The sequence below is a fragment of the Vibrio sp. R-1 genome (assembly GCF_035615595.1).
GTDB classification, from domain to species: Bacteria; Pseudomonadota; Gammaproteobacteria; order Enterobacterales; family Vibrionaceae; genus Vibrio; species Vibrio cholerae.
Map to the genome: position 1 here is coordinate 38,233 of NZ_WPDC01000009.1, position 24,985 is coordinate 63,217.

The window sequence follows — 24,985 nt, forward strand, 5'->3', positions numbered from 1 at the left end:
CACCAATGCTCCTTCAGTTTTAATAAATAGCAAAGGTACCCGTGAGAACTTAGCTCGGTAGTCGATAACAGTGCGCTACAAATGTGATGAATTTTGTTCAGACAAACAGAAGCTAACAAGCTTGTCGCTGAATCGGCTCAAGAAACAAATGCTATTGAAGTGAGTGATGGTAATAGAGGTAAAACAGTAGGAAAAAAATATCGTGGTATAGCCGGGGGGACTATACCACGGGTGTCAACGACACCTTCGCTTGCTGCCGGAGTGGTATGACATGGTCATACCACCTCTGGAATTCTTGTCTCTAGGAGGGATGTCCTTTCAACGAAATCACTATAATCCTATCGACTTATTTTACTTATAAAATTAACGACAACTTTACATAGAAAAACGACAGCAGCTTAATCATGTTTTTAAGGTGTTGATTTTAAATATGTAAATGTAATTTGTCGTTTTTTCTATCATGTTGATTTTATGCAGGAGACTTTTCTGACTTGGTCTTTGACGTTTTTGACGAAAAGTTTTTGACAGAATTGACGTTGACTATTACCTAAGCAAACATTGTTTTCGCGCAAGAAAACCTTACCCTGCGTATGGTAAGTTCGTTTAACATTAATAGTAATATTTCTTATTAACACTTCCTTTTCAAAGTTACCTCTATGAAATTGTCACAAATGCAAGCAGGCGAGCGTGGAATCATCCTCGCATTGGATGGACTTTCTGATACGGTCAGAAAGAAACTGATGGTGATGGGCGTTCTCCCCAATACCGAAGTCGTATTAATTCGCCGAGCTCCAATGGGTGATCCGCTTCAAGTTGAAGTACGCGGTGTGTCGATCGCGTTGCGCGAAAATATTGCGGCAAATATTGATGTGGAGAGAGCACAATGAAGTATCAAGTACTCACCGTAGGCAACCCGAATAGTGGAAAAACAACCTTATTCAATGGTCTCACTGGGGCAAAACAGCAAGTCGGTAACTGGGCGGGGGTCACTGTTGAGAAAAAAACGGGTAGTTTTGTGCATGCAGGCGATGAATTTTCACTCACCGATCTGCCCGGAATTTATGCTTTAGACAGCGGTAATGACAGTAACAGTATTGATGAATCGATCGCATCGCGTGCAGTGTTGACGCATCCTGCGGATGTGATCATTAATGTGGTTGATGCGACGTGTCTTGAGCGCAGCTTATATATGACGCTGCAACTGCGTGAATTGCGCCGTCCAATGATTGTCGTACTTAACAAAATGGATGCGCTTAAGCGTGAACGTGTTCATCTCGACCTCAAACAACTAGAAGCGTTTTTGGGGTGCCCTGTGTTGGCGCTTTCTGCCAACAATAAAGAGCAAGTTCGCCGCTTTAAAGAAAAATTGCATAAGCTGCTAGTACAAGGGATTGCGTTAAAGCAGATTGAACTTCACTACGGTGCTGAATTTGAGTCATTGATTCATGAGCTAGAACCAATGTTTGCTGAGCAAGCGGTTTCTGCGCGCGCGCTGGCGATTCGAGCCTTAGAAAACGATCGTTTAGTGATTAACGGATTAAAAGAAGCGGAGCGCCAAAACGTAGAGCAACGTCAACATGAGTGCCAGGTTGATATTGATCTTCTCGTTGCCAACGTACGTTATACCTATTTACATGAGCTGTGCACCCACGTGCGACGCACCGAGGGTAAACTGAGCCATAAATTCACCGAAAAAGCCGATCGCGTTATCCTCAATAAGTGGGTTGGCATCCCGTTCTTTTTTGCTGTGATGTACCTGATGTTCATGTTTTCAATCAACATCGGTAGTGCTTTTATCGATTTCTTTGATATTGGCGTCGGTGCATTGTTGGTTGATGGCGGACACCATTTACTGGATGACCATCTCCCCGTTTGGTTAGTGACCTTAATCGCTGATGGTGTTGGTGGCGGTATCCAAACCGTTGCAACCTTTATTCCTGTCATTGCTTGCCTGTATTTATTCTTAGCGGTATTAGAAAGCTCCGGTTACATGTCTCGTGCTGCATTTGTTCTGGATAAAGTGATGCAGAAAATCGGTTTGCCCGGTAAAGCGTTTGTCCCGCTGGTCCTTGGCTTCGGGTGTAACGTACCTTCTATTATGGCAACGCGCACGCTGGATCAAGAGCGTGAACGTAAGCTGGCGGCCTCCATGGCTCCGTTTATGTCTTGTGGTGCTCGTTTACCGGTTTATGCGTTGTTTGCGGCGGCATTTTTCCCGCAAAGTGGCCAAAATGTGGTGTTTGCCCTCTATTTATTAGGGATTGTTGCGGCGGTATTGACAGGTTTGGTACTGAAAAAGACCCTCTATCCTGGTGTCAGCGAGAGCTTAATCATGGAGATGCCGGACTATGAAATCCCAACCTTACAAAACGTGGTGATCAAAACATGGCAGAAGCTGAAGCGTTTTGTATTGGGAGCCGGTAAAACCATTGTTGTGGTTGTGACGATTTTGAGCTTTTTAAACTCAGTCGGTACCGATGGTTCATTTGGTAACGAAAACAGTGATAAGTCCGTGCTTTCTAAAGCAGCTCAATTTGTCACTCCTGTTTTTTCACCGATGGGGATTACTCAGGAAAACTGGCCTGCAACGGTTGGCATCATTACAGGTATTTTTGCCAAAGAAGCGGTTGTGGGGACCTTAAATAGTCTTTACACCAGCACACCTGATGCAGAAGAGGCGGCGGAATACGATTTGCTGGCGAGTTTGCAAGAAGCCTTAATGACGATTCCTGACAACCTTGCTGGGCTCAGTTTTAGCGACCCACTAGGAATTGAAGTCGGGGATTTGACGGATACCGAGGCTGTTGCGCAAGAGCAAGAAGTAGACAGCTCGATCTTTGGTAATTTACACACCTATTTTGCCAATGCTCATGTGGCTTTTGCTTATCTGATCTTTATTTTGCTTTATACCCCTTGCGTAGCCGCGATGGGCGCTTATGTGCGCGAATTTGGTGCAGCTTACGCGCGCTTTATTGCGGTATGGACGATGGGGCTGGCTTACGGTTCTGCGGTGCTCTACTACCAAGCTACCCATATTGCTGAGCACCCAATGTATAGCTTAATTTGGATTGGTGTGATTGTGGGCATCGGATTTGCTACCTACTGGGCACTTAAACAGACAGGGCGTAAGCAAAAGATGATAGAGGTATCTGTCGCGTGATTTTAAATGAACTCAAAGCGGCGATTGAGTCGAAAAATGGCGCAACGAGACAAGAGCTCGCGCGACGTTTTGCTCTGAGCGAAGATGGCATCGATGCGATGCTCGCGGTATGGATTAAAAAAGGTGTCCTATCGCGTCAACAGTACATCAACGCTGAGGATGAGGTGGTGCGAGTGCGCTACGTCATGAATCAGGCTGGATCGCTTGCTGTGAATGTGACTATGTGAAACCTTCCTACTTGAAGGAGCAGCGGTGTTGACAACGTTTGTTCACCCCAATCACATAGTGTATCTATGCTCATAGGGATGAATTCTCTTGCCGCCTACCTGCAACTCCAAGTAGTTTGGGTATAGTTGCTTGTGGTATCACCGACTCATAAAAAAGCCGCGTAATGCGGTTTTTTATGGTTATTCCTAAACCCTGCTTTTAGCGGCGATGCTTGATTTGTACTTCGTCTAAGCTTGCAGTGATGACCCAGACGCTATGCCGTAAACAGGGCATGTTTTGCGAGGGCATCTCTTAACTGGGTCAGTAATGCCGCTTGCTCTTGCTGAGTACGAAACACGCCTTGTGTTCTGCCCCAAACCGGGCCCGGCCATGCCATATCATGGGTAAAGCGCGCAATATGATGGATGTGCAGTTGTGGCACCATATTGCCTAGAGCACCTAAGTTGAGTTTGTCTGGGGAAAATAGAGTTTCCAGAGTTTGGCAAACCAGCTGCGATTCGACTAAAAACTGCTGCTGCTCATCTATTGGCAGATGGTGTAGTTCACGTAAATCCGCTCTTTGCGGGACTAAAATAACCCAAGGCACGGCAGAATCTTTATGTAACAGAGCAACACAGAGCGGGAAATGGCCGATCACATCGGTGTCTTTTTGCAATTGGGGATGCAGTTCAAAATGCGCCATCAGATACGCCTCCAAATCGATTTTTTATTCTTGGTTGAAGACTGGTTGAAGCCAGATAAGTGATAAAGACAGATAAGTGATAAAGAAAAGGTTGGCGATTGGCCAACCTTTTCTCTACTTCAATTACATTCTCTCTAGAGTGTCAATGCCCAGTAGAGCAAGACCTTGCTTGATGGTTTTCGCTGTCAGTGCCGCGAGTTTCAAACGACTCTGCTTAATGCTTTCTTGCTCTGCGACCAAAATTGGACAAGCTTCGTAGAAGCTAGAGAAAATGCCTGCCAGTTCAAACAGGTAGCTACACATGATGTGCGGTTGACCTTCACGCGCGACCGATTGTACCGCCTCTTCAAACTGCAGCAGTTTGGCGATCAAGGCTTTCTCTTTCTCTTCAGTAATTTGGATATGACCTGTTAGCTCATTCATATCCACGCCCGCTTTCGCAAAAACAGAAGCAACACGAGTATAAGCATACTGCATGTAAGGCGCGGTATTGCCTTCAAATGCCAGCATGTTGTCCCAATCGAACACATAATCTGTAGTGCGGTGTTTAGAAAGATCCGCGTACTTCACGGCTGCCATTGCAACCGTATTGGCGATGTTGGTTTTTTCTTCTGCGGATAACTCTGGATTTTTCGATTCGATCAGAGCCTTGGCACGCTCTTCAGCTTCATCCAGCAAATCCGCCAAACGTACAGTGCCGCCTGCACGAGTCTTGAATGGACGACCATCTTTACCCAGCATCATGCCGAATGCGTGGTGCTCTAAGCTGACGTTTTCTGGGATATAACCCGCTTTGCGTACGATAGTCCACGCTTGCATCAAGTGTTGATGTTGACGTGAGTCGATGAAGTACAACACACGATCTGCGCCCAGTGTTTCATAGCGGTATTTAGCACAGGCGATATCCGTTGTTGTGTACAGGAAGCCGCCATCACGCTTTTGAATGATAACACCCATAGGCTCGCCGTCTTTATTCTTGAATTCCTCCAAAAACACCACTTGCGCGCCATCATCTTCCACTGCCAAGCCTTTGGCTTTCAGGTCGCTGACAATTTGTGGCAGCATGTCGTTATACATGCTTTCGCCCATGACGTTGTCGCGAGTGAGGGAGACATTTAGGCGGTCGTAGTTACGTTGGTTTTGAATCATGGTCACGTCAACCAACTTCTTCCACATCTCTAGACAGAATGGGTCGCCACCTTGCAGTTTCACTACGTAGTTACGTGCTGTTTCTGCAAACTGCTCATCTTCGTCATACAGTTTTTTCGATTCACGATAGAAAGCTTCAAGATCCGAAAGCTCCATCGAAACCTCACCTGATGCCTTTTGCACGCGCTCGAGATTGGCGATCAACATACCGAACTGAGTGCCCCAGTCACCGATGTGGTTAGCTCGGATCACTTTATGGCCTAAGAATTCCAGAGTGCGTACGACTGCATCACCGATGATGGTTGAACGCAGATGGCCTACGTGCATCTCTTTGGCAACGTTAGGCGCTGAGTAGTCAGCCACGATGGTTTTTGGGGCTTCTTGTGCCACGCCAAGGCGTGCATCCGCCAGAGCCGCTTCGGCTTGCGCAGCCAAAAACTCTTCGCTTAAGAAAATATTGATAAAACCCGGACCTGCGATTTCGGTTTTGCTCGCGATACCGTCAAGATTGAGAACATCCAAGACTTTTTGTGCAAATTCTCGAGGATTGGTACCTAACTGCTTGGCAGCGCCCATAATGCCGTTGGCTTGGTAGTCACCAAATTGTGCTTTTGCTGATTGGCGAACCAGTGCCGGAGTGCCTGCTGGTGCGCCTGCGGCTTCAATAGCCTGAGAAACTCGATCATTGATCAGTGCTTGGATATTCACACGTTTACCCTTCAATTCAAGGAAATAGGGGAGGAATGCCATCATTTTTGAAGTGAGGCATATCACAATAATATGGTTTAATTGGCGGTCATGATAACAATATTCAGCCTAACCACCTAGGGTGAAACACAGGAAATTTTCACCTTTTTCCGTCAATCTTGGTAGTATCGCGTCCAAACTGGCATTTTGAGGCGAACAGATGCAACAACAACTTTATGCGACAGGGCTTGCTCCACAACAACTGCTCGAAAAACTCGACGTATTCATTGCCAAAATTGAGCAGTTGCTTGATCTTTTAGGCTTAGATCTGCGAGCCAATCAGCTAGACCATATTGCGTTGCGAATCAACGATCCGCAATTGGCGCAAGTCGCTCATCAAGCTTGGCTCGCTTATGGTGAAGAGATCTCTTGTGCGCAGATTAATGGCCGCCCGATCATCGTGATTCGTTTTAACCAGCCACTGCAAGTGAGCCATTGGCAAATTGAGTGTCTTGAACTGCCGTATCCTGCGCAAGGGAAAACCTATCCTGAGCAGAGTTGGGAGCATGTAGAATTTGTGATCCCTTCACAAGCTCTGAGTGCGGAGGCTTTTTGTGAGGAGTTGAAAGGCGGTTACCCCTCACTGGCGGAAAAATGGCATCAGCTTAACGAACTCGGCATCAAAGTGAAACTGTCGAGCCCACAAGGTGAAGGGGAGCGTTTGGCGAACCCAACCGTTGCGTTCCAGTGGCAAGGGGTGTGTATCAAGCTGCATCCACACCCGTTGCAAACCATTGTGGAATCCGAAAGGGCCTAACCCACATCATAAGCTTTAGGGCGCAGTTGAAACTCTTCCACTGAGCCAATTTCTTGGCCGAGTTGTAAGGCAGGGGCATCGTGATGGGCTCGGCCTTGAGTATGCATAATTAAGCGATGTGCCGTACGTGGTTTCAGTTCATTGACCACGAAGCGTATCATGTCAGCACGGCTGAGATTTTTAAGCTCTTCCAGCACTTTTTCTCGCAGATCGAAACTGAGATCTTTATTGCCAATCGCAACCCATAAACGCTGGGCTCGAATCCGGAGTGTCGGGTCGGGCGCGGAGATTTGGTTCCACAATCCCCGTTTACTGCTATGCCATTGATATTCATTGAGTTCAAGCAGCACCATGTACAAGGCATTCAAAAACTCATCAATAGAGCGGATCAATTCACTTGGCGGAGCCGATGGTGATTGAACGTATAAGATTAAACCCGGATGGCGGTTTAATGGCATATTGCCCGTACCAACCATATAACCGAGTTGCTGTTTGGTGCGAATTTCGTGGAAGAAGGTGGCCGACATCAGATGATTGGCCAGCGAGTAAAGCGCAATACTGCGTGGGCTGACTTCATGAGATTGGTAATACACCACAATCGCGGAATCATCTTGTTGGCACTGTACTTCACGTTGAAACGTTCCGCTCTTTCCGAGCATAACCAATGGGCGAAGCGACTCTTCATAAGTTTGCCCTTGAACGCGTAGCGCGTCTTTGAGCACTTCCGCCATCTTGTGGGCTTCGGCGGCAGGCCAGTCACCATAGACAAACATTTCGACGTGCAACTGCGACAGAATTGTGTCGACAAAATGGGCTAACTCTTCCACTTGTACATCATCAATCGCGGCTAGTAACTCGGCATAAGGTGGGTTATTGGGTTGCAATAACCCAGTCATCGCATTAAACAGTTGAGAGATGGGTTTATCGTGGGCGGCATTGCGCCAATTACGAGTCATTTGCTGCTTGATGGTGGCAAAGCGCTTAGGCTGGAAATCGCGCTGCGCAAATTTACGTAAAATCACTTCCATCAATTGCGGTAATTTTTGGCTAAAACCTGACAACGTGAGCGTCACGCCTCCTTGGTGGGCATAGAGGTTGTAGCCCATCCCCGCTATTTCGGCTTGGTATGTTTCTTTGGCTAACGCATCCAAAAACATCTCCACACACAAACGGGTCATCACGATATTACGACAGTTAGCCACGGCATGCGGGCTGTCGATCGCAATATAAATCACGCCTTTAGGTACTCTGAATTCGGTGTCTTGCTGATGCCAAAGTTTGAATCCGGGTAAGTCCTGCAACACTTGCGGCAGAGTGTGGCTCTCCTTGACCTCTGACGGGTCGAGGTCATAACAGATAAATGGGTTGGGTTCAGGCAGGGAGATGGGTAAATCCAACGGCTGGCGGAATCTGTGCAGTTGTTCTTTGGTGAAAGGGCGAACTGAATAAGGGGTAAAGTACCATTGCGCTTTTTTATCGTACTTGCCCCCTTTTGCAATCAAGGTGGCACGCAGGTTCTCTGGGGTGAGATAACTTAAAATATGCAGCAACAAGGCTTCATCGTAGCCTGACATCATATAGTCCCCGTAAGCCGTATCTTCGGGGGCATAATGCTGCATGTTGACCACCAAATGGCTGACCATATCCAGTGGGCGCTGGGTTTCTTGAAAGCGGAAAGCCGACTCAAGCACAGCACGTTTTTCTTGATAACGCCACGCTTGTAAGCCTTGAGTCGCAATCAAATTCAGCGTTTGGAATAGACTTTGAATAATCTCATCAACATGATCCAATCCTTCCTGAGTCAGCACACAACTGACGACAAACTCGCGGTAGTTACTGCCACTTACCCCTCCGCCAGCAGAAAGAGTAGTGATCCAACCTTTCTCTTTCAACGCTTCCAGCAAGCTGCCTTCACCCTCATAGCCAATTAAATGAGCAAAATAAGAGAGCGGTTTTTTCTGATAGTAGCTTTCAGTGCTGGGCATCGGAAAAGCGAGGATCAGCTTACGAATCTCTTTGAGAGGCTCAATCTGAATCAAAATTCCCGTATGTTCACGATCAACAAAAGGAGGTAGGGGTTTGATATCGCGTTGCGGGTTTGGGATCACGGCAAAATAACGCTCAGCCCATGCTTCGAGTTCGTCAAAACTTTGCGAACCAATCAGGGACAACGTCATCAACTTGGCGGAATAATGGGACTGATAAAACTCAATAATTTCATCTCGAATTGAGCTGTGCTCACGATCGCCTAAGGTGTGCTGATTACCTACCGAAAACTTACTAAAAGGATGCTGCGGATTAATGGTCTCTTTTTGTACTTGGTAGAGACGGCGTGACTCATCTTTAATTTTCAGTTTGTATTCTGAGTCGACGGCTTGACGCTCTTTATCCAAAGCCTCGGCATTAAACAGCGGTGCGATAAAAAACTGACTGAAACGGTCAAGCGCTTTAGCAAAAGCGTTCGGCAAAACATCAAAGAAGAAACAGGTATGTTCTGTGCCAGTCCATGCATTATTCGAACCGCCATGCTGACTGATAAAAGTTTGAAAATCGCCAACTTTCGGGTATTTTTCTGTGCCCAAAAACAGCATGTGTTCGAGATAGTGAGCCAAACCTTGGCGTTCGATAGGATCGTCAAAGTGCCCGACGTTGACCGCTAACGCCGCGGCGCATTTTTGAACATCAGGGCTTTGGATGAGTAACGTCCGTAAGCCATTGCTCAGCGTAATATATCGGTACTGATGAGTATCATTGGGGCTGATATGCACAGCATTTCTCCGGATTGGTAGGGTCAAAGACGAGTCACAGAACACCAAACTGACACATCGTACTATTATTATTCCTGTCAGTTTAGTCTGTCGCTTGGCTTTTTAATAGACTGTTAACGAAGTCGAAGTCTTTGCTCAGACTGCTGTTATAATCAAAAAACCAAGCAGCCAGAGACTGCATAGCGTAGGTAGTGTACATGAAGATTTATATTATGCGTCACGGTGAAGCGCAGCAGTTTGCCCCTAGTGATGCACAAAGAGCATTAACCGACCGAGGCCGTCATGAATCCGAAGCTGTCGCGCGCGCATGCGTCAATCAACGGGGCGTGAAGGGTTTCGATCTTGTGTTGGTTAGTCCTTACTTACGGGCTCAACAGACGTGGGAACTGCTCACGGATCATTTTTCCGCCAAAAGAGTGGAAACTTGCGATGGCATCACGCCCTACGGCCAGTCGGATCGAGTATTTGATTACCTATCGGCCTTGATTGAGGTTGAACAGCTCGAATCCTTGTTGCTGGTTTCACATTTACCGCTAGTGGGGTATCTGGTATCTGAATTTGTGGCCGATATGATTCCACCCATGTTCCCGACTTCAGGGATGATTTGTATCGATTACGACCCCATAGCGCAGAATGGACAGCCTTTATGGAATGTGCATCCGTAACCCTATTTCCCATCATTTATCGTGCATATCGAGAGCCTCCTGCGGCTCTCGTTGTTTTTAAGGCTTTGTTTTTTCAGGCGAGATGCCTTAACTGAGATTGCCATAAAATTGACGTAGGGAATGGACTGAAAATTGCATCAACGCGATATACGTTTTCTACTTGAAGCTGCAACTGCGCTGGTTACGCTCGTTCACCCAAGCATAGAGTGAGTCTATACTCATGGGGTTTTTCCTACGGCGGCCGAACTGCAACTCCAAGTCGTTTGGTTATGGCATCGCTACGGCGCAGCCTTGATGTTCCGATTAACTCTTCAGTGACAGCCAGAAATTTATGAAATTTACACTGCCATTTGCGGACAAATTGCCTTCAATTCCACAGCGTAGCATGCCTGCGATCGGTGCTCCGGTCATGGTATTGGCTGCATTGGCGATGGTTGTCCTCCCAATGCCAGCCTTTCTGCTCGACTTGTTCTTCACTTTCAACATCGCTCTGTCGTTAGTGGTGCTTCTGGTCACCGTCTATACCCGTAGGCCATTAGATTTTGCGGCGTTTCCAACGGTACTGCTGATCGCGACCTTGCTGCGTTTGGCACTGAACGTTGCGTCAACGCGAGTCGTTTTGCTGTACGGTCATGAAGGTCCAGGTGCGGCGGGTAACGTTATCGAAGCGTTTGGTAACGTGGTGATTGGTGGGAACTACGCGGTCGGTTTGGTGGTGTTCCTTATCCTGATGATCATCAACTTTATGGTGGTGACCAAAGGTGCGGGACGAATTTCCGAAGTAAGTGCCCGCTTTACTTTGGATGCCTTGCCCGGTAAGCAGATGGCGATTGATGCTGACTTAAACGCGGGCTTGATTGACCAAGAACAAGCGCGTGTGCGCCGTTTTGAAGTCACCAAAGAAGCGGACTTCTACGGTTCGATGGATGGTGCGTCAAAATTTGTAAAGGGTGATGCGATCGCCGGTATTTTGATTCTTTTTATCAACATCATCGGTGGCCTGAGTATCGGGATGATCCAGTATGATTTGGGTTTCAAAGAAGCGATCGAAATCTACACCCTGTTGACCATCGGTGATGGCTTAGTCGCCCAAATTCCATCACTGCTCTTATCGATTGGCGCTGCGATTATGGTTACGCGTCAAAATACCGATGAAGACATGGGACAGCAGGTTATCTTCCAACTGTTTGATAACCCGAAAGCTCTTACCATTACCGCAGGTATCCTGTTCGTTATGGGGATTGTCCCCGGGATGCCACATTTTGCCTTCCTGTTTTTAGCGCTACTGGCTAGTGGTGCGGCGTATTGGCTGCACCGTAAACAGAAAACCAAGGCCGAGAATAAAAATCTGCCCGCCAAGAGCGATGTGGAAACCCCGACCCAACGTGAACTGTCATGGGATGATGTTCAACCCGTTGACGTGATTGGTTTGGAAGTGGGTTATCGCTTGATCCCCTTGGTGGATAAAGATCAAGGTGGCGAGCTGCTTGAACGCGTTAAAGGGGTGCGTAAAAAGCTGTCGCAGGACTTTGGCTTCCTTATTCCGCCGGTACATATTCGTGACAACCTAGAATTAACGCCCAATAGTTACCGCATCACCTTGATGGGCGTAGCCGTGGGTGAAGCAGAAATTCGGCCAGATCAAGAGTTGGCGATTAACCCGGGACAAGTGTACGGCATGATTGATGGTGAGCGCACTCGCGACCCGGCTTTTGGTCTGGATGCAGTGTGGATACGGGAAGATCAGCGTGAGCATGCGCAGGCTTTGGGCTATACCGTGGTCGATTCTTCCACTGTGCTCGCCACTCATCTTAGTCAACTGCTCACCAACAATGCGGCACAGCTGATTGGCCATGAAGAAGTTCAGAATCTGCTGGAAATGCTCTCGCGCTCCGCGCCCAAACTGGTGGAAAACTTTGTACCAGATCAGCTTTCGCTGGGGGTCGTGGTCAAAGTTCTACAGAACTTGCTGCATGAAGCCATCCCGATCCGCGATATTCGCACCATAGTGCAAACCCTTTCGGAATACGCGAGTAAGAGTCAAGAACCCGACATTTTAACTGCAGCGGTGCGCATCTCACTCAAACGACTTATTGTCCAAGAAATCAATGGGGTAGAGCCTGAATTGCCTGTAATTACCTTAATTCCTGAGCTGGAACAAATTTTGCATCAAACTATGCAAGCTTCGGGTGGTGAATCAGCAGGTATTGAGCCGGGACTGGCGGAAAGACTGCAAATGGCGCTAAGCCACGCCACTCAAGAGCAGGAGTTGAAAGGGGAACCCGCAGTATTGCTGACATCTGGCGTATTGCGTTCAACGCTAGCGAAGTTTGTGAAAAACACCATTCCCAACCTTCGCGTGCTCTCCTATCAGGAGATCCCCGATGAGAAACAAATTCGAATTGTGCAGGCCGTGGGTAATTAATCGTCCGCACGTTTTTTAAAGACGGAAATCTGCTTTGAAAATAAAACGATTTTTTGCCAAGGATATGAAAACTGCGCTGCTCCAGGTCAAAGAAGAGCTGGGCGTGGATGCTGTGATCATGTCGAATAAAAAAGTCGCGGGTGGGGTCGAAATTGTGGCAGCGGTTGATGGCGAGACTGCGCCCGCACCAGCCAAGCGTTACAACTCGCAGCCTAGACATGGTTATAACCAAGTCTCACCCTCGGTCGCTCCGACCAAGAGCAGAGAGCTGGCGGATGACCGTGTCAGTTTGCAATCTAGCGCCGACTCTGGCCGTTCTATGACTCAACGCTTTGCTAATATGCTCAAGCAATACAGCTCGGCAGATGAGCAAGAGCATCGTGCGGAAAACGAAGATTCGCTCTCTGCGCTGCTAAAGCGCCAGTCAGAAAATCGTGCGCCACAACGTAATCAGACACAACGTAGTCAGAGTAGTTCAGAGCGTCAACGTCCTGACTCTCCGCTCGGTAAGTTGCTGCAAGAAGATGCCGATGCACGCCGTAAGCCTAGACTCGATCCGACTCGTTATGATCGAAAAGTGCCTGAAGAGCCGATGGTCGCCGTCAGTGAATTAGAATCGATGCGTGAAGAGATGACCTCGATTCGCCGTTTGCTTGAGCATCAAGTTTCCGGATTAATGTGGCAAGAAGTCGAGCGTCGTGAGCCACTGCGTGCCATGTTGATCAAACGCTTAGAGCGCATGGGTGTCTCTTTGGAAATGGCGGACCAATTGGCTTGCTATATTCCAGAGGAAACGCCTCCTCCCAAAGCATGGAAAGCATTGTTAGGTTTAGTCTCCGACCAAATTCCAGTCGTCAAACACGACATCCTAAAGCGTGGTGGCGTGGTTGCCTTACTTGGGCCAACGGGGGTAGGGAAAACCACAACCGTGGCTAAATTGGCGGCTCGTGCAGCGATGGAATACGGCTCTGACAACGTCGCATTGGTGACCACAGACACTTACCGTATTGGCGCCCATGAGCAATTGTCGATTTATGGCAGAATTATGGGATGTCCTGTAAGAGTTGCTAAAGATTCCAACGAGTTAGCCGATGTAATCTATCAGCTGCGTAATCGTCGCCTGATTTTAGTCGATACCGCAGGGATGGGACAACGCGATGTTCGGTTGTCAGAACAGCTGGATACCTTGATGCAAGAGAGCGGAGAGACTATCCATAGTTACCTTGTTTTGCCTGCGACCGCGCAGCGCAAAGTATTACAAGAAACCATTGAGCATTTCAGAAGGATACCGCTTTCTGGATGCATTATGACCAAACTCGACGAATGTTTGAGCCTAGGCGAATTCGTCAGTGTGGTTGTACAAAATGCGTTGCCCGTCGCTTACATCGCGAATGGACAACGAGTGCCCGAAGATATCGTAATCGCGCAACCCAAATACATGGTCGCAAAGGCAAACGAATTGCTAGAGAAGTCGACTGAAGATGAACCTCATTACTGGACCAGTGATTCAGAGAGATTCTAGGCGGCGGACAGGTATGACAAACAAAATGATATATGACCAAGCAAGCGGCCTACGTCGCTTAACGCAACCGTCAGTGACCAAAGTAATTTCGGTCACTGGGGGTAAAGGTGGTGTAGGGAAATCGAATGTCACCTTAGGCATGGCTATCTGTATGGCAAAACAGGGCAAAAAAGTCATGGTACTTGACGCCGACTTGGGCCTCGCTAATGTTGACGTAATGCTCGGCATTCGCCCTAAACGTAACCTAGGCCATGTTTTAGCCGGAGAGTGCGAGCTAAAAGATGCTATTGTGGAAGGCCCACATGGTATTCGCATCATTCCCGCTACGTCCGGAACGCAATCCATGACCGAGCTCTCTCATGCTCAGCACGTGGGACTGATTCGTGCATTTGGCACGTTAGAAGATGAGATGGATATTTTGCTCATCGACACCGCGGCAGGTATCTCAGATATGGTGGTGAGCTTCTCACGCGCAGCGCAAGATGTAGTGGTTGTGGTGTGTGATGAACCGACCTCAATCACGGATGCGTATGCCCTGATCAAGCTACTGAGCAAAGAACATCAAGTTCAACGATTTAAAATTGTTGCTAATATGGTGAGAAGTTATCGTGAAGGCCGTGAATTATTTGCTAAATTAACATTAGTGACAGAACGGTTTTTAAATGTGAGCTTAGAACTTGTCGCCTGCATCCCACTCGACGACAATGTACGCCAAGCGGTGAAGCGACAAAAAATCGTGGTGGATGCGTATCCACGCTCACCAGCCGCACTGGCGATAAGCTCATTGGCAAACAAAGCGTTGACTTGGCCGATACCGAGAACACCAAGTGGACATTTGGAGTTTTTCGTTGAACGCTTACTTAATCGGTCAGAAACAGTAGGGGAACCTTTCGGTGAATAAAGCGCTTACATACGATCAATACGGAAATCTTAATAGCCAGCAGCTATTTCTTGAGAAGTACTCTGTATTGGTTAAGCGTATCGCTCATCATTTGATTGGTCGTCTTCCGCCCAGTGTTCTGATCGAAGACCTCATTCAAGCTGGCATGGTTGGTTTGCTTGAGGCACAAAAAAATTATGATGGAAGTAAAGGCGCGAGCTTTGAAACCTATGCCGGAATTCGGATTCGTGGGGCTATGCTCGACGATATCCGACGTGGTGACTGGGTTCCGCGATCTGTGCACAAGCATAATCGGGAAATCAGTCAAGCGATTGCAGTGCTCGAGGGAGAACTCAATCGCGATCCAACGGATGCTGAAGTGGCGAAGTTTTTAAACATGTCACTAGAGCAGTATCACAGCGTGCTGATGGACATTAACTGTTCACGTATTGTTGGGATAGAGGATCTCGGTGTTTCTGACGACGCGATTTCACCGTTTGAAGAGGGGGAAGATAACTCGCCTTTTCACGGTGTCGCTGAAGAATCTTTCCGTAAAGCACTCGTTGAATCAATAAAATCGCTCCCGGAGCGTGAAGCTTTGGTACTTTCGCTCTATTATGATGAAGAGCTAAACTTAAAAGAAATTGGTGAGGTACTTGGAGTTAGTGAATCTCGCGTCAGCCAGATACTCAGCCAATCTATGCAGCGGCTAAGAACAAAGTTAAGTTCTTGGACTCGGAATGACTAAATATCACTGATCTCAAACTCAGTGGAGGCAATTTTGAATAAAAACATGAAGATCCTTATTGTTGATGACTTTTCAACAATGCGCCGAATCGTTAAAAACCTACTTCGAGATCTGGGGTTCAATAACACGCAGGAAGCGGACGATGGCCTAACGGCATTGCCTATGCTCAAGAAAGGTGATTTTGACTTTGTAGTCACAGACTGGAATATGCCCGGTATGCAAGGTATTGACTTGCTTAAAAATATCCGTGCCGACGAAGAACTGAAGCACCTTCCTGTACTAATGATCACAGCAGAAGCCAAACGTGAGCAAATCATCGAAGCCGCTCAAGCAGGCGTGAATGGTTACATCGTAAAACCATTTACCGCTGCTACGCTTAAAGAAAAATTAGACAAAATTTTTGAGCGTTTATAAGGCTTTTGCTGCGGCAAAAGGTGCTCTATTCACACGCGCAAAAGGCTGATTCAGGATGATTTCATTAGAACAGGCTAAAGAACTCGTGCAACTTTTGGAACAGGGACAGCAAAGCGAAGCTAATAGGCTGCTGACTGATGTCTATGAGTCCTCCAACAACCCTATGCTCAAAGAGATAGGGATGTTAACGAGGGATTTGCATGAATCGCTGAAAAATTTTCATATTGATGATCGTTTCAGTGAGATCGCGACGGATGAAATTCCAGACGCACGAGAAAGACTGCAATACGTTATACAGAAAACGGAAGTCGCGGCGAACAAAACCATGGATGCAGTGGATCGCTGTATGCCGATAGCCGACAAACTACATGAAAGCTTGCTGTTGATTCGCCCTGAATGGAATGGCTTGATGAATGGCCGGATTGAACTGATGCATTTCAAGTCACTTTGCCACCGGATTGATGACTTGCTCTCGCAAGTAGAAGGCGACAGCAGTGAATTGCGTGGTGAATTGACTGAGATCCTGATGGCTCAAGACTTTCAGGATCTGACAGGACAAATCATTAAACGTGTGATTAATCTGGTCAATGAGGTTGAAAAACGTTTAGTCGAAATACTGACGGTTTTTGGCGCAGCGCAAAAAGAACAAAAAGCAGACAAGGCGACAGTTTCATCAATAGAACCAGAGGGACCGATTCTCAATCCTCATGAACGAATTGATGCTGTCTCATCTCAAGACGAAGTTGACGACCTGTTATCGAGTCTTGGATTTTAGGGGTAACGTATGAGCTACGAATTAGACGAAGACATCCTGCAGGACTTTCTGGTAGAAGCCGGCGAAATATTGGAGTTGCTTTCCGAGCAGCTCGTTGAACTGGAAAACAATCCAGAAGACCGAGATCTGTTGAACGCCATATTCCGTGGTTTTCATACCGTAAAAGGTGGTGCTGGTTTCTTGGCGCTCTCCGAGCTAGTGGAGACCTGTCATGGTGCGGAAAACGTGTTCGACATTTTACGAAATGGTCAGCGACACGTTTCTCCTAGCTTGATGGATACCATGCTTAAAGCGTTGGATACTGTTAACGAACAATTTCGTGCTGTACAAGAGCGTGAACCACTGCAACCTGCCGACCCTGAATTGCTCGATGAGTTGCATCGTCTAAGCAGACCTGCCTCTGAAGATGAGGATGAGTCTGCAGAAGCGCACTTCGATGAGCCAGAAGAAGAACTGGTTGAAGAGATCATCGAAGAAGTCGTTGAAGACGTTGTTGAAGAGGTTGTGCCCGACGTTGAGACGGAGGCTATAGCAAGCGCATCCAGTGGCGTGATCGATAAAGGTTCTATCGACGATATCAACGAAGATGAGTTCGAAAAGCTGCTTGATGAACTGCATGGTAAAGGCAAGGCTCCGGGAGCTCAGCCTCCGCAAGCCTCCGCTTCTACGCCAGCGAAAGCCGCATCGGTAACCAATTCTGATCTGAACGGCGATATCACGGACGATGAGTTTGAAAAGCTACTTGATCAACTGCATGGTAAAGGCAAGGGCCCATCGATTGAGGCTGCAGCGCCTGCTGCACCTGTAGCACCATCGACAACCAAAGCGACTGAGACACCGAAGCCTGCAGCTGCAAAATCAGCGCCCGGTGGTGATGACTTAATGACGGATGCAGAGTTTGAAAAACTGCTGGATGAGCTACATGGTTCAGGCAAAGGCCCATCGGTAGAAGAGCTTGAAATGGCGACTCGTCCAGTGGCGTCTAGCCCTGTTTCTAGTGATGCGAAAGCTTCCGCCGAGGCGAGCGCGCCTGCAACTAAGCCAGCAGCGAAACCTGCTGCTCCGGCTAAACCTGTTGCGAAGCCTGCAGCGGCAAAACCTGCTGTGGCTAAAGAGGCACCAGCAAAAGCTCCGGCTCCTGCTGCGGTAAAAGACTCTGATGAATCTCGCGAAGTAGCCGCTGGTGGTGGCGCTAAGAAAGCACAGGCAGAATCAACCGTTCGTGTCGATACCTCAACACTTGATACCATCATGAACATGGTGGGGGAGTTGGTTCTGGTACGTAACCGACTCTTGAGCCTTGGCCTGAATAGTAACGACGAAGAGATGTCTAAAGCGGTGGCTAACCTAGATGTGGTTACTGCCGACTTGCAAGGCGCGGTGATGAAAACGCGTATGCAACCGATCAAAAAAGTGTTCGGGCGTTTTCCTCGCGTGGTTCGTGACTTGGCGCGTAGCTTAAATAAAGAAATTGACCTCGAATTACGTGGTGAAGAAACCGATCTCGATAAAAACCTTGTTGAAGCACTAGCCGATCCTTTGATCCACTTGGTGCGAAACTCGGTTGACCATGGTATCGAAATGCCGGACGAGCGTGCTAAAAATGGCAAGTCTCGTACAGGTAAAGTCATTCTTTCTGCTTCGCAGGAAGGGGATCACATACAGTTAGCTATCGTAGATGACGGTGCAGGTATGGATCCCGACAAGCTGCGTGGTATCGCCGTTAAACGGGGAATAATGGATGAAGATGCCGCGAACCGACTTACCAATAAAGAATGCTTTAACCTCATTTTTATGCCTGGTTTTTCTAGTAAAGAGAAGATCACCGATATTTCAGGGCGTGGTGTGGGGATGGACGTAGTAAAAACCGCTATCAATACACTGAACGGCTCGATCGATATTGACTCTACCATGGGTAAAGGGACAAAGATCACCATCAAAGTGCCTTTGACTTTGGCTATTCTTCCTACCTTGATGGTTGGGGTTGCGGGTCACCCATTTGCACTGCCTCTAGCCAGTGTCAATGAGATTTTCCATCTGGATTTACGTCGTACCAACGTGGTTGATGGTCAGTTGACTATCATAGTACGCGAAAAATCGATCCCCTTGTTCTACTTACAAAACTGGTTAGCACCGAAGAAAGGCAAAGTACAACTTCGCCAAGGTCATGGCCATGTGGTGATTGTACAAATCGGCAGTCAGCGCGTAGGTCTGGTTGTGGATACCTTAATTGGCCAAGAAGAAGTCGTAATTAAACCACTGGATAAATTGCTACAGGGCACTCCAGGCATGTCTGGTGCGACTATCACTAGCGATGGTCATATTGCTCTGATTTTGGATGTGCCGGATCTGCTCAAGCAGTATGCAGCTGCTTCTCGCGTCTGATTAGCTGCACAACGATAAGGATAAACATGGCGATTAAAGTATTAGTTGTTGATGATTCGAGTTTTTTCCGTCGTCGCGTGAGTGAAATCATCAACTCCGAATCGCGCTTAGAAGTCATTGATGTTGCTGTAAATGGGAAAGAGGCAGTAGAAAAGGCCGCTCGACTTAAGCCTGATGTGATTACGATGGATATTGAAATGCCCGTCATGGACGGCATTTCTGCTGTCCGAGAGATCATGGCAAACAATCCCGTGCCCATTTTGATGTTCTCTTCATTGACCCATGATGGCGCAAAAGCCACATTGGATGCACTGGATGCTGGCGCGTTAGACTTTTTACCTAAGAAGTTTGAAGATATCGCGCGCAACCGGGATGAAGCCGTCACACTGTTACAGCAGCGTGTGCTTTCTATTGCGTCGAAAAAGATGTTTTTACGTCGCCCCGTATCTCCACGTCCAGCACCTGTGTCTTCCCCTGCTAGCACTCCATCACTCAATCAAGAACGAGCTACCTCCACCACTTCGGTAGGAAATCGCCCAACAATGCCGATTTCGGCTGCGACTCGTTTTAAAGCTTCGGGTAAAAAATACCAGTTGACCGCAATAGGAACCTCAACCGGTGGACCTGTAGCCTTGCAGAAAATATTAACTAAGCTGCCTGCTAACTACCCGCATCCCATAGTGTTGATTCAACATATGCCAGCGACGTTTACGGCTGCTTTTGCTAGCCGTCTCAATTCTCTATGTAAAATTGAAGTTAAAGAAGCGGAAGATGGAGATATGCTGCGTCCGGGTGTCGCTTATTTAGCCCCTGGCGGTAAGCAGATGATGCTGGATGGTCGACCCGGTTCAGCTCGCCTACGCATTATCGACGGTGGCGAGCGCATGAACTATAAACCGTGTGTGGATGTTACTTTTGGCTCCGCGGCAAAAATCTTTGGTGACAAAGTGCTGTCCATGATTTTGACCGGAATGGGTGCGGATGGACGTGAAGGTGCGCGGATGCTGAAACAAGCAGGAGCCACCATTTGGGCACAAGATGAAGAAAGTTGTGTCGTGTATGGCATGCCACAAGCTGTCGCTAAAGCAGGAATTTCAACGGAAGATCTACCGCTGGAGAGAATCGCAGAGCGTATGTTGGTAGAAGTCGGGCTCGCCTAAGGAATCTCAATGATCGTTTGGAGTGTAGCAAACCAAAAAGGTGGGGTAGGAAAAACCACCACAACGATTACATTGGCAGGCTTATTAAGCCAGCAGGGTAAGCGTGTCCTGCTGGTTGATACCGATCCACATGCCTCACTGACTACTTATTTGGGGTACGATTCTGATGGTGTACCAGCCAGTTTATTCGACTTGTTCCAGTTGCGTGAATATAACGAAGCTTCTGTTAAACCTCTGATTTTAAATACTGATATTCAAGGTATTGATCTGATCCCTGCCCATATGTCTCTTGCGACCTTGGATCGCGTCATGGGAAATCGCAGTGGGATGGGCCTGATTTTAAAGCGTGCACTGCTCGCGCTGCGTCATGTTTATGACTATGTACTGATTGATTGCCCACCTATTTTGGGGGTAATGATGGTTAATGCGTTGGCGGCCAGCGATCGTATTCTTATACCTGTGCAAACCGAATTTCTGGCGATGAAAGGTTTGGAGCGTATGGTTCGCACTTTGGCAATTATGCAGAAATCGCGCAGCCGTGAGTTTAAAGTGACTATCGTGCCAACCATGTACGATAAGAGAACGCGTGCTTCGTTGCAGACATTGAATCAACTGAAAAAGGACTATCCAGACAAAGTTTGGACGTCTGCAGTACCGATTGATACCAAATTTCGTGATGCCAGTTTACAGCGACTCCCCGCTTCGCATTTTGCAGAGGGGAGCCGTGGCGTGTTCGCTTATAAGCAGCTTCTGCTTTTCTTAGAGAGGCTCGCTATCGATGAGTAGTGCATTGATATCCAGCGAACAAGCGCTGAACGATTATTTTACGGCGTTATTGGATGAAGAAACGGCCGAATTTGAGTCCACTCTCAAGCCTGAACCAGTGTGGGAGATGGCTCCTGCCATCCAGTCTGTGCCAAATAAAAGTTATTTTGATGCAGAAATTGAAGAGCTTGAGCTGCCTAATCTTGAAGATGTGCAGCGTTTGCTCAGTCAGTTGGAATCGAGTAATCCAGTAGCCGATCTGGATCTGGAACAGATTCTCGAAGAAAACACGGCTAAAATCGCTAAAATCGACCCCGTTGTTCAGCCCTGCAGCGTTGTTGAAGAGATCCAAGAGTGGGAAATCGAAACCAGCTATGTTGAGCCGGACATCGAGACGCCAGAGAGTGTTATTGAAGACGATCTCGAACCAGAGTCTGTGGATACTGAGGCAGAGCGTGAAATTGCGATAGAAACCAGCATCGAGGAACCTGTCGCTGAGGTACCGGTTGTTGAGGCGCAAGCTGTTCCAGAAACACAAGCTGGGCGCAATAAACTGGGCACTTGGACCAACACGATCCGTGAAAAAGATTTCCAAGTCCTCTATTTTGATGTCAATGGTGTCACTTTCGCAGTGCCACTCGATGAGTTAGGTGGGATTCATCGTATGACCACACTTAACCATTTAATTGGTCGTCCGGCTTGGTATTTAGGCTTACAAACCAATCGAGATTCACAACTTGATGTGGTTGATACAGCAAAATGGGTAATGGCTGAGAAGCTGCATGATGAGAGTTATAAGCAAGCTTATCAGTATATTGTGATGTTGGGAGAAAGTGCGTGGGGACTTGCCAGCACTCAGCTCATGGGCACAGAGTTACTCAGTACAGAAAAAGTGCGATGGCGTGAACAAGTCGGTAAACGGCCATGGCTCGCGGGCATGGTGAAAGAAAAAATGTGCGCTTTGATCCATGTTCAAGCATTGATAGCTATGCTTAATGCAGGGCTTGATGTAAAAGCACTGGAAAATTAAAACATTGGGTGTCGGAAACGACTCAGAGAGGGAAAGGTATGTCTCAGGCGAATGAAGTGAAAGTCAGAAAAGAAAAGTCGAACGATGAAGTACTTCAATGGGTGACGTTCCAATTGGAAGAAGAAACGTACGGCATTAATGTAATGCAGGTACGTGAAGTACTGCGCTACACCGAAATTGCTCCTGTACCGGGAGCGCCTGACTATGTATTAGGTATTATCAACCTGCGTGGTAACGTCGTGACGGTTATCGACACTCGTTCACGTTTTGGTTTGATGCAAGGCGAAATTACTGACAATACCCGCATCATTGTGATTGAGTCAGAACGCCAAGTCATCGGTATTCTGGTAGATAGCGTGGCCGAAGTGGTTTACCTACGTTCATCAGAAATTGACTCAACCCCAAGTGTGGGCACCGATGAAAGCTCGAAATTTATTCAAGGTGTGAGCAATCGTGATGGCAAACTACTGATTCTGGTGGATCTGAACAAGTTCCTGACCGATGAAGAATGGGACGAAATGGCTCATATGTAATGGTTGATTTGATTTGGTTAACCCCTCCTGTGATCGCAGGAGGGTCGGTTTTTGTTGTTTTGTGCATCATGCTGGCATTGTGGCGTCTTAAACGTGGTCAGCATCGTCAAAGTGAAACCTTGCGCCAACAAATTCGCAATCTGGATCGTGAGCTGCAGAAATCCAACAAACAACTGCTTGAAGTGCGTTCGGTGATGGTCGGGCTCGGACAAAAAGTCAGTGAGCAACAAGATATCATTCGCCATCTCAATGAGCGTTTACTTGAGCTGGAAAATACTGACGCGGATGCGCGTTTGTACACTCGTGCCAGTAAGATGGTGCAACTCGGTGCCGATCTCAATGAACTGATCCAAGAGTGCGAGCTGCCCAAGGCCGAAGCAGAATTGATGATGTCTTTGCAAAATAAACTGGCGGGTAAGGAATCGATTCCTCCGCTGGAAAGTCATCCCGAAGTTCGAGCCAACAAAGCCAAATCATAGTATGGCTTATTTCCTTGAAGCCTACTGGTAGCCAACACGACTAAGGCTTCAATTAAGAAAAAGATAGTCATTTGGATATGGCTCATGACTGAATGAGTTTTTGAAGGAAGCGTAGGCTTCCTTTTTTTATTCTTCATCGACAGGAACGGATGAATCGTTGAGATGAGGGTTTAGCGCGTTTGATATTGTGATATCACGCATGTTTCTCGTTATGGATGGATTATAGTTGTAACTACAAAGGGTTAGATGCGAACAAAACGCGTGAATTTTTAATAGATTCTTACTTAGTTTCGTGATTAGTAATAGAGTTCGCGTCTTTAGTCTCCCCCTCGCTGTGTTAATATAGCCGTCCCAACGCTCTTAGTAGATAAGCATGTTAGAAGTTAAAAATCTCACCGCCATACGTGATGAACGGATTTTATTCGAATCACTCTCTTTTGAGATCCATGCTGGCGAACTCGTTCAAATCGAAGGTCGTAATGGCACAGGCAAAACGACCTTGTTACGTATTATTGCGGGTCTTGGAGAGTGTGAGTGTGGGGAAATCCTCTGGCAACGGAGCAAAATTCAAAGTGACCGCGAAAGTTATCATCAAGACTTGCTGTTTTTAGGTCATCAAACCGGCATCAAGCGAGAACTCACCGCACTGGAAAATTTACGTTTTTATCTGGCGGTTCATCAACAAACGGTGGATGAACACGCGATTTTTCAAGCGCTAGCCAAAGTTGGATTAGCTGGGCGTGAAGATGTGCCGGTTGCACAGTTGTCGGCAGGGCAACAGCGTCGAGTTGCCTTGGCAAGATTATGGTTAAGTAAAAAGCCACTGTGGATTTTGGATGAACCGCTCACCGCCATCGATAAGCAAGGAGTGAGTGTGCTTGAGGCGCTCTTTTTAAGCCATGCGCAGCAAGGGGGGATAGTGATACTGACGACTCACCAAGACATGTTTGCCGATAACCCTAAACTGCGCAAAATTCGCTTAGGTGATCCGAAATGATGTCTGCTTTTATTCAGTTTATTCATCGTGAACTTTTAATTGCTTTTCGCCGTCAGGCGGATGTGTTTAACCCTCTGTGGTTTTTTATCATCGTGATTACCCTGTTTCCGCTCAGTGTGGGACCAGAACCTGCCTTGTTGGCACGAATTGCGCCGGGGATTGTTTGGGTGGCCGCTTTATTAGCGGCATTGCTCTCATTGGAGCGTTTATTTCGTGATGATTTTCAAGATGGTGCATTAGAGCAAGCGATGCTGACACCATTACCGCTCTCAGTGGTGGTACTGGCTAAGGTGACGGCTCATTGGCTACTGACAGGCTTACCGCTGATTTTAATTAGCCCACTACTGGCGATCTTGCTTTCATTTGATAGCTCAACCTGGCTTGCGGTAGTGCTGACTCTGTTGCTGGGGACTCCAACACTGAGTTTTATTGGGGCAATTGGGGTGGCACTCACCGTGGGTTTGCAAAAGGGTGGGGTGCTATTGAGCTTATTGGTTTTGCCGCTCTTCATCCCAGTTTTGATATTTGCGACCTCGGCGATTGATGTGGCGGCATTGGGAATGCCGTATAACGGCCAGCTTGCGATTTTAGCGGCTATGCTCATGGGTTCGATGACTCTAACGCCATTTGCGATCAGCGCGGCGTTACGAGTAAGTGTGCATTGATTGTTTTCGATCAAGCACGAAAATACTGCGTTAGATAAATTATAACAACTT

At 47.4% G+C, this 24,985-nt stretch carries 22 protein-coding genes; 19 read left to right on the forward strand and 3 right to left on the reverse strand.

The window, feature by feature from the left end; genetic code table 11:
• Positions 1–656: 656 nt before the first annotated feature.
• From GOU96_RS03435 to GOU96_RS03445, 3 genes are read left to right on the forward strand one after another with little or no spacing between them, the layout of a single operon-like run.
• Positions 657–887: a FeoA family protein gene (locus GOU96_RS03435; RefSeq protein WP_000777870.1), complete on the forward strand. Its 231-nt coding sequence runs from the start codon at positions 657–659 to the stop codon at positions 885–887.
• A complete protein-coding gene (gene feoB / locus GOU96_RS03440) occupies positions 884–3,160 on the forward strand; it encodes a Fe(2+) transporter permease subunit FeoB (protein WP_148495116.1) in 2,277 nt (758 codons plus the stop codon). The genes GOU96_RS03435 and feoB overlap by 4 nt, the downstream gene beginning before the upstream one ends.
• A complete protein-coding gene (locus GOU96_RS03445; protein ID WP_000602537.1) occupies positions 3,157–3,387 on the forward strand; it encodes a FeoC-like transcriptional regulator in 231 nt (76 codons plus the stop codon). The genes feoB and GOU96_RS03445 overlap by 4 nt, the downstream gene beginning before the upstream one ends.
• Positions 3,388–3,641: 254 nt before the next feature.
• Here the strand turns inward: GOU96_RS03445 and GOU96_RS03450 are convergent, their stop codons facing one another.
• Together GOU96_RS03450 and argS are read right to left on the reverse strand one after the other, a co-directional pair.
• Positions 3,642–4,070, reverse strand: a complete 429-nt coding sequence (locus tag GOU96_RS03450; protein ID WP_181743275.1) for an HIT family protein — start codon at positions 4,068–4,070, stop codon at positions 3,642–3,644.
• A 123-nt stretch (positions 4,071–4,193) separates the two neighbouring features.
• Complete coding sequence (gene argS / locus GOU96_RS03455; RefSeq protein ID WP_146779491.1) at positions 4,194–5,927, reverse strand: arginine--tRNA ligase; 1,734 nt, start codon at positions 5,925–5,927, stop codon at positions 4,194–4,196.
• Between the two features lie 199 nt (positions 5,928–6,126).
• Between argS and GOU96_RS03460 the strand changes: the two genes are divergently transcribed.
• Positions 6,127–6,723 (forward strand): VOC family protein, encoded by a 597-nt coding sequence (locus GOU96_RS03460; protein WP_001187324.1) that lies wholly within the window; start codon positions 6,127–6,129, stop codon positions 6,721–6,723.
• Here GOU96_RS03460 and GOU96_RS03465 read toward each other — a convergent pair.
• Complete coding sequence (locus GOU96_RS03465) at positions 6,720–9,491, reverse strand: insulinase family protein (protein WP_267781110.1); 2,772 nt, start codon at positions 9,489–9,491, stop codon at positions 6,720–6,722. The genes GOU96_RS03460 and GOU96_RS03465 overlap by 4 nt on opposite strands.
• Before the next feature lie 197 nt (positions 9,492–9,688).
• Between GOU96_RS03465 and sixA the strand changes: the two genes are divergently transcribed.
• From sixA to ccmB, 15 genes are all read left to right on the forward strand, one after another.
• Complete coding sequence (gene sixA / locus GOU96_RS03470) at positions 9,689–10,156, forward strand: phosphohistidine phosphatase SixA (RefSeq protein ID WP_000708357.1); 468 nt, start codon at positions 9,689–9,691, stop codon at positions 10,154–10,156.
• Between the two features lie 331 nt (positions 10,157–10,487).
• Positions 10,488–12,581 carry a flagellar biosynthesis protein FlhA gene (gene flhA, locus GOU96_RS03475; RefSeq protein ID WP_000673273.1) on the forward strand — a complete coding sequence of 698 codons (2,094 nt, stop codon included), beginning with the start codon at positions 10,488–10,490 and terminating at the stop codon, positions 12,579–12,581.
• A gap of 34 nt (positions 12,582–12,615) precedes the next feature.
• Entirely contained in the window at positions 12,616–14,103 is a 1,488-nt protein-coding gene (gene flhF / locus GOU96_RS03480; protein ID WP_267781112.1) for a flagellar biosynthesis protein FlhF, read from the forward strand.
• A 13-nt stretch (positions 14,104–14,116) separates the two neighbouring features.
• Positions 14,117–15,004, forward strand: coding sequence for a MinD/ParA family protein (locus GOU96_RS03485; protein ID WP_000182546.1), 888 nt, complete (start codon positions 14,117–14,119; stop codon positions 15,002–15,004).
• Complete coding sequence (locus GOU96_RS03490) at positions 14,997–15,731, forward strand: RNA polymerase sigma factor FliA (protein WP_001030417.1); 735 nt, start codon at positions 14,997–14,999, stop codon at positions 15,729–15,731. The genes GOU96_RS03485 and GOU96_RS03490 overlap by 8 nt, the downstream gene beginning before the upstream one ends.
• Positions 15,732–15,776: 45 nt before the next feature.
• On the forward strand, positions 15,777–16,145 hold the full coding sequence (gene cheY / locus GOU96_RS03495) for a chemotaxis response regulator CheY (RefSeq protein WP_000697869.1): 369 nt from the start codon (positions 15,777–15,779) through the stop codon (positions 16,143–16,145).
• 55 nt (positions 16,146–16,200) lie between these two features.
• A complete protein-coding gene (locus GOU96_RS03500) occupies positions 16,201–16,920 on the forward strand; it encodes a protein phosphatase CheZ (RefSeq protein WP_000624257.1) in 720 nt (239 codons plus the stop codon).
• Positions 16,921–16,929: 9 nt separating this feature from the next.
• Positions 16,930–19,305, forward strand: coding sequence for a chemotaxis protein CheA (locus tag GOU96_RS03505; protein ID WP_258502187.1), 2,376 nt, complete (start codon positions 16,930–16,932; stop codon positions 19,303–19,305).
• A gap of 26 nt (positions 19,306–19,331) precedes the next feature.
• Positions 19,332–20,465: a protein-glutamate methylesterase/protein-glutamine glutaminase gene (locus GOU96_RS03510; RefSeq protein WP_000985865.1), complete on the forward strand. Its 1,134-nt coding sequence runs from the start codon at positions 19,332–19,334 to the stop codon at positions 20,463–20,465.
• Between the two features lie 9 nt (positions 20,466–20,474).
• The gene (locus GOU96_RS03515; protein ID WP_000637668.1) at positions 20,475–21,251 is read left to right on the forward strand and encodes a ParA family protein; all 777 of its coding nucleotides are present in this window, start codon (positions 20,475–20,477) and stop codon (positions 21,249–21,251) included.
• A complete protein-coding gene (locus GOU96_RS03520) occupies positions 21,244–22,260 on the forward strand; it encodes a chemotaxis protein CheW (protein WP_000092963.1) in 1,017 nt (338 codons plus the stop codon). The genes GOU96_RS03515 and GOU96_RS03520 overlap by 8 nt, the downstream gene beginning before the upstream one ends.
• Before the next feature lie 38 nt (positions 22,261–22,298).
• Positions 22,299–22,793: a chemotaxis protein CheW gene (locus GOU96_RS03525; RefSeq protein ID WP_000075896.1), complete on the forward strand. Its 495-nt coding sequence runs from the start codon at positions 22,299–22,301 to the stop codon at positions 22,791–22,793.
• Entirely contained in the window at positions 22,769–23,272 is a 504-nt protein-coding gene (gene flrD, locus GOU96_RS03530) for a flagellar transcriptional regulator FlrD (protein ID WP_001881776.1), read from the forward strand. Before GOU96_RS03525 ends, flrD begins: the two co-directional genes overlap by 25 nt.
• A gap of 373 nt (positions 23,273–23,645) precedes the next feature.
• Positions 23,646–24,269 (forward strand): cytochrome c biogenesis heme-transporting ATPase CcmA, encoded by a 624-nt coding sequence (ccmA, locus tag GOU96_RS03535; RefSeq protein ID WP_057551449.1) that lies wholly within the window; start codon positions 23,646–23,648, stop codon positions 24,267–24,269.
• Positions 24,266–24,934, forward strand: coding sequence for a heme exporter protein CcmB (gene ccmB, locus GOU96_RS03540; protein ID WP_134987252.1), 669 nt, complete (start codon positions 24,266–24,268; stop codon positions 24,932–24,934). The genes ccmA and ccmB overlap by 4 nt, the downstream gene beginning before the upstream one ends.
• The last annotated feature ends 51 nt before the right edge of the window (positions 24,935–24,985 follow it).

Excerpts from the sequence above, each read along its gene's own strand:
- GOU96_RS03520 (WP_000092963.1), top strand. The coding sequence starts at position 21,244 with ATGAGTAGTGCATTGATATCCAGCGAACAAGCGCTGAACGATTATTTT.
- ccmA (WP_057551449.1), top strand. The coding sequence starts at position 23,646 with ATGTTAGAAGTTAAAAATCTCACCGCCATACGTGATGAACGGATTTTA.
- flrD (WP_001881776.1), top strand. The coding sequence starts at position 22,769 with ATGGGACGAAATGGCTCATATGTAATGGTTGATTTGATTTGGTTAACC.
- GOU96_RS03435 (WP_000777870.1), top strand. The coding sequence starts at position 657 with ATGAAATTGTCACAAATGCAAGCAGGCGAGCGTGGAATCATCCTCGCA.
- feoB (WP_148495116.1), top strand. The coding sequence starts at position 884 with ATGAAGTATCAAGTACTCACCGTAGGCAACCCGAATAGTGGAAAAACA.
- GOU96_RS03515 (WP_000637668.1), top strand. The coding sequence starts at position 20,475 with ATGATCGTTTGGAGTGTAGCAAACCAAAAAGGTGGGGTAGGAAAAACC.
- GOU96_RS03485 (WP_000182546.1), top strand. The coding sequence starts at position 14,117 with ATGACAAACAAAATGATATATGACCAAGCAAGCGGCCTACGTCGCTTA.
- GOU96_RS03500 (WP_000624257.1), top strand. The coding sequence starts at position 16,201 with ATGATTTCATTAGAACAGGCTAAAGAACTCGTGCAACTTTTGGAACAG.
- GOU96_RS03450 (WP_181743275.1), bottom strand. The coding sequence starts at position 4,070 with ATGGCGCATTTTGAACTGCATCCCCAATTGCAAAAAGACACCGATGTG.
- GOU96_RS03460 (WP_001187324.1), top strand. The coding sequence starts at position 6,127 with ATGCAACAACAACTTTATGCGACAGGGCTTGCTCCACAACAACTGCTC.
- flhA (WP_000673273.1), top strand. The coding sequence starts at position 10,488 with ATGAAATTTACACTGCCATTTGCGGACAAATTGCCTTCAATTCCACAG.
- cheY (WP_000697869.1), top strand. The coding sequence starts at position 15,777 with ATGAAGATCCTTATTGTTGATGACTTTTCAACAATGCGCCGAATCGTT.
- GOU96_RS03510 (WP_000985865.1), top strand. The coding sequence starts at position 19,332 with ATGGCGATTAAAGTATTAGTTGTTGATGATTCGAGTTTTTTCCGTCGT.
- ccmB (WP_134987252.1), top strand. The coding sequence starts at position 24,266 with ATGATGTCTGCTTTTATTCAGTTTATTCATCGTGAACTTTTAATTGCT.
- GOU96_RS03525 (WP_000075896.1), top strand. The coding sequence starts at position 22,299 with ATGTCTCAGGCGAATGAAGTGAAAGTCAGAAAAGAAAAGTCGAACGAT.
- sixA (WP_000708357.1), top strand. The coding sequence starts at position 9,689 with ATGAAGATTTATATTATGCGTCACGGTGAAGCGCAGCAGTTTGCCCCT.
- GOU96_RS03505 (WP_258502187.1), top strand. The coding sequence starts at position 16,930 with ATGAGCTACGAATTAGACGAAGACATCCTGCAGGACTTTCTGGTAGAA.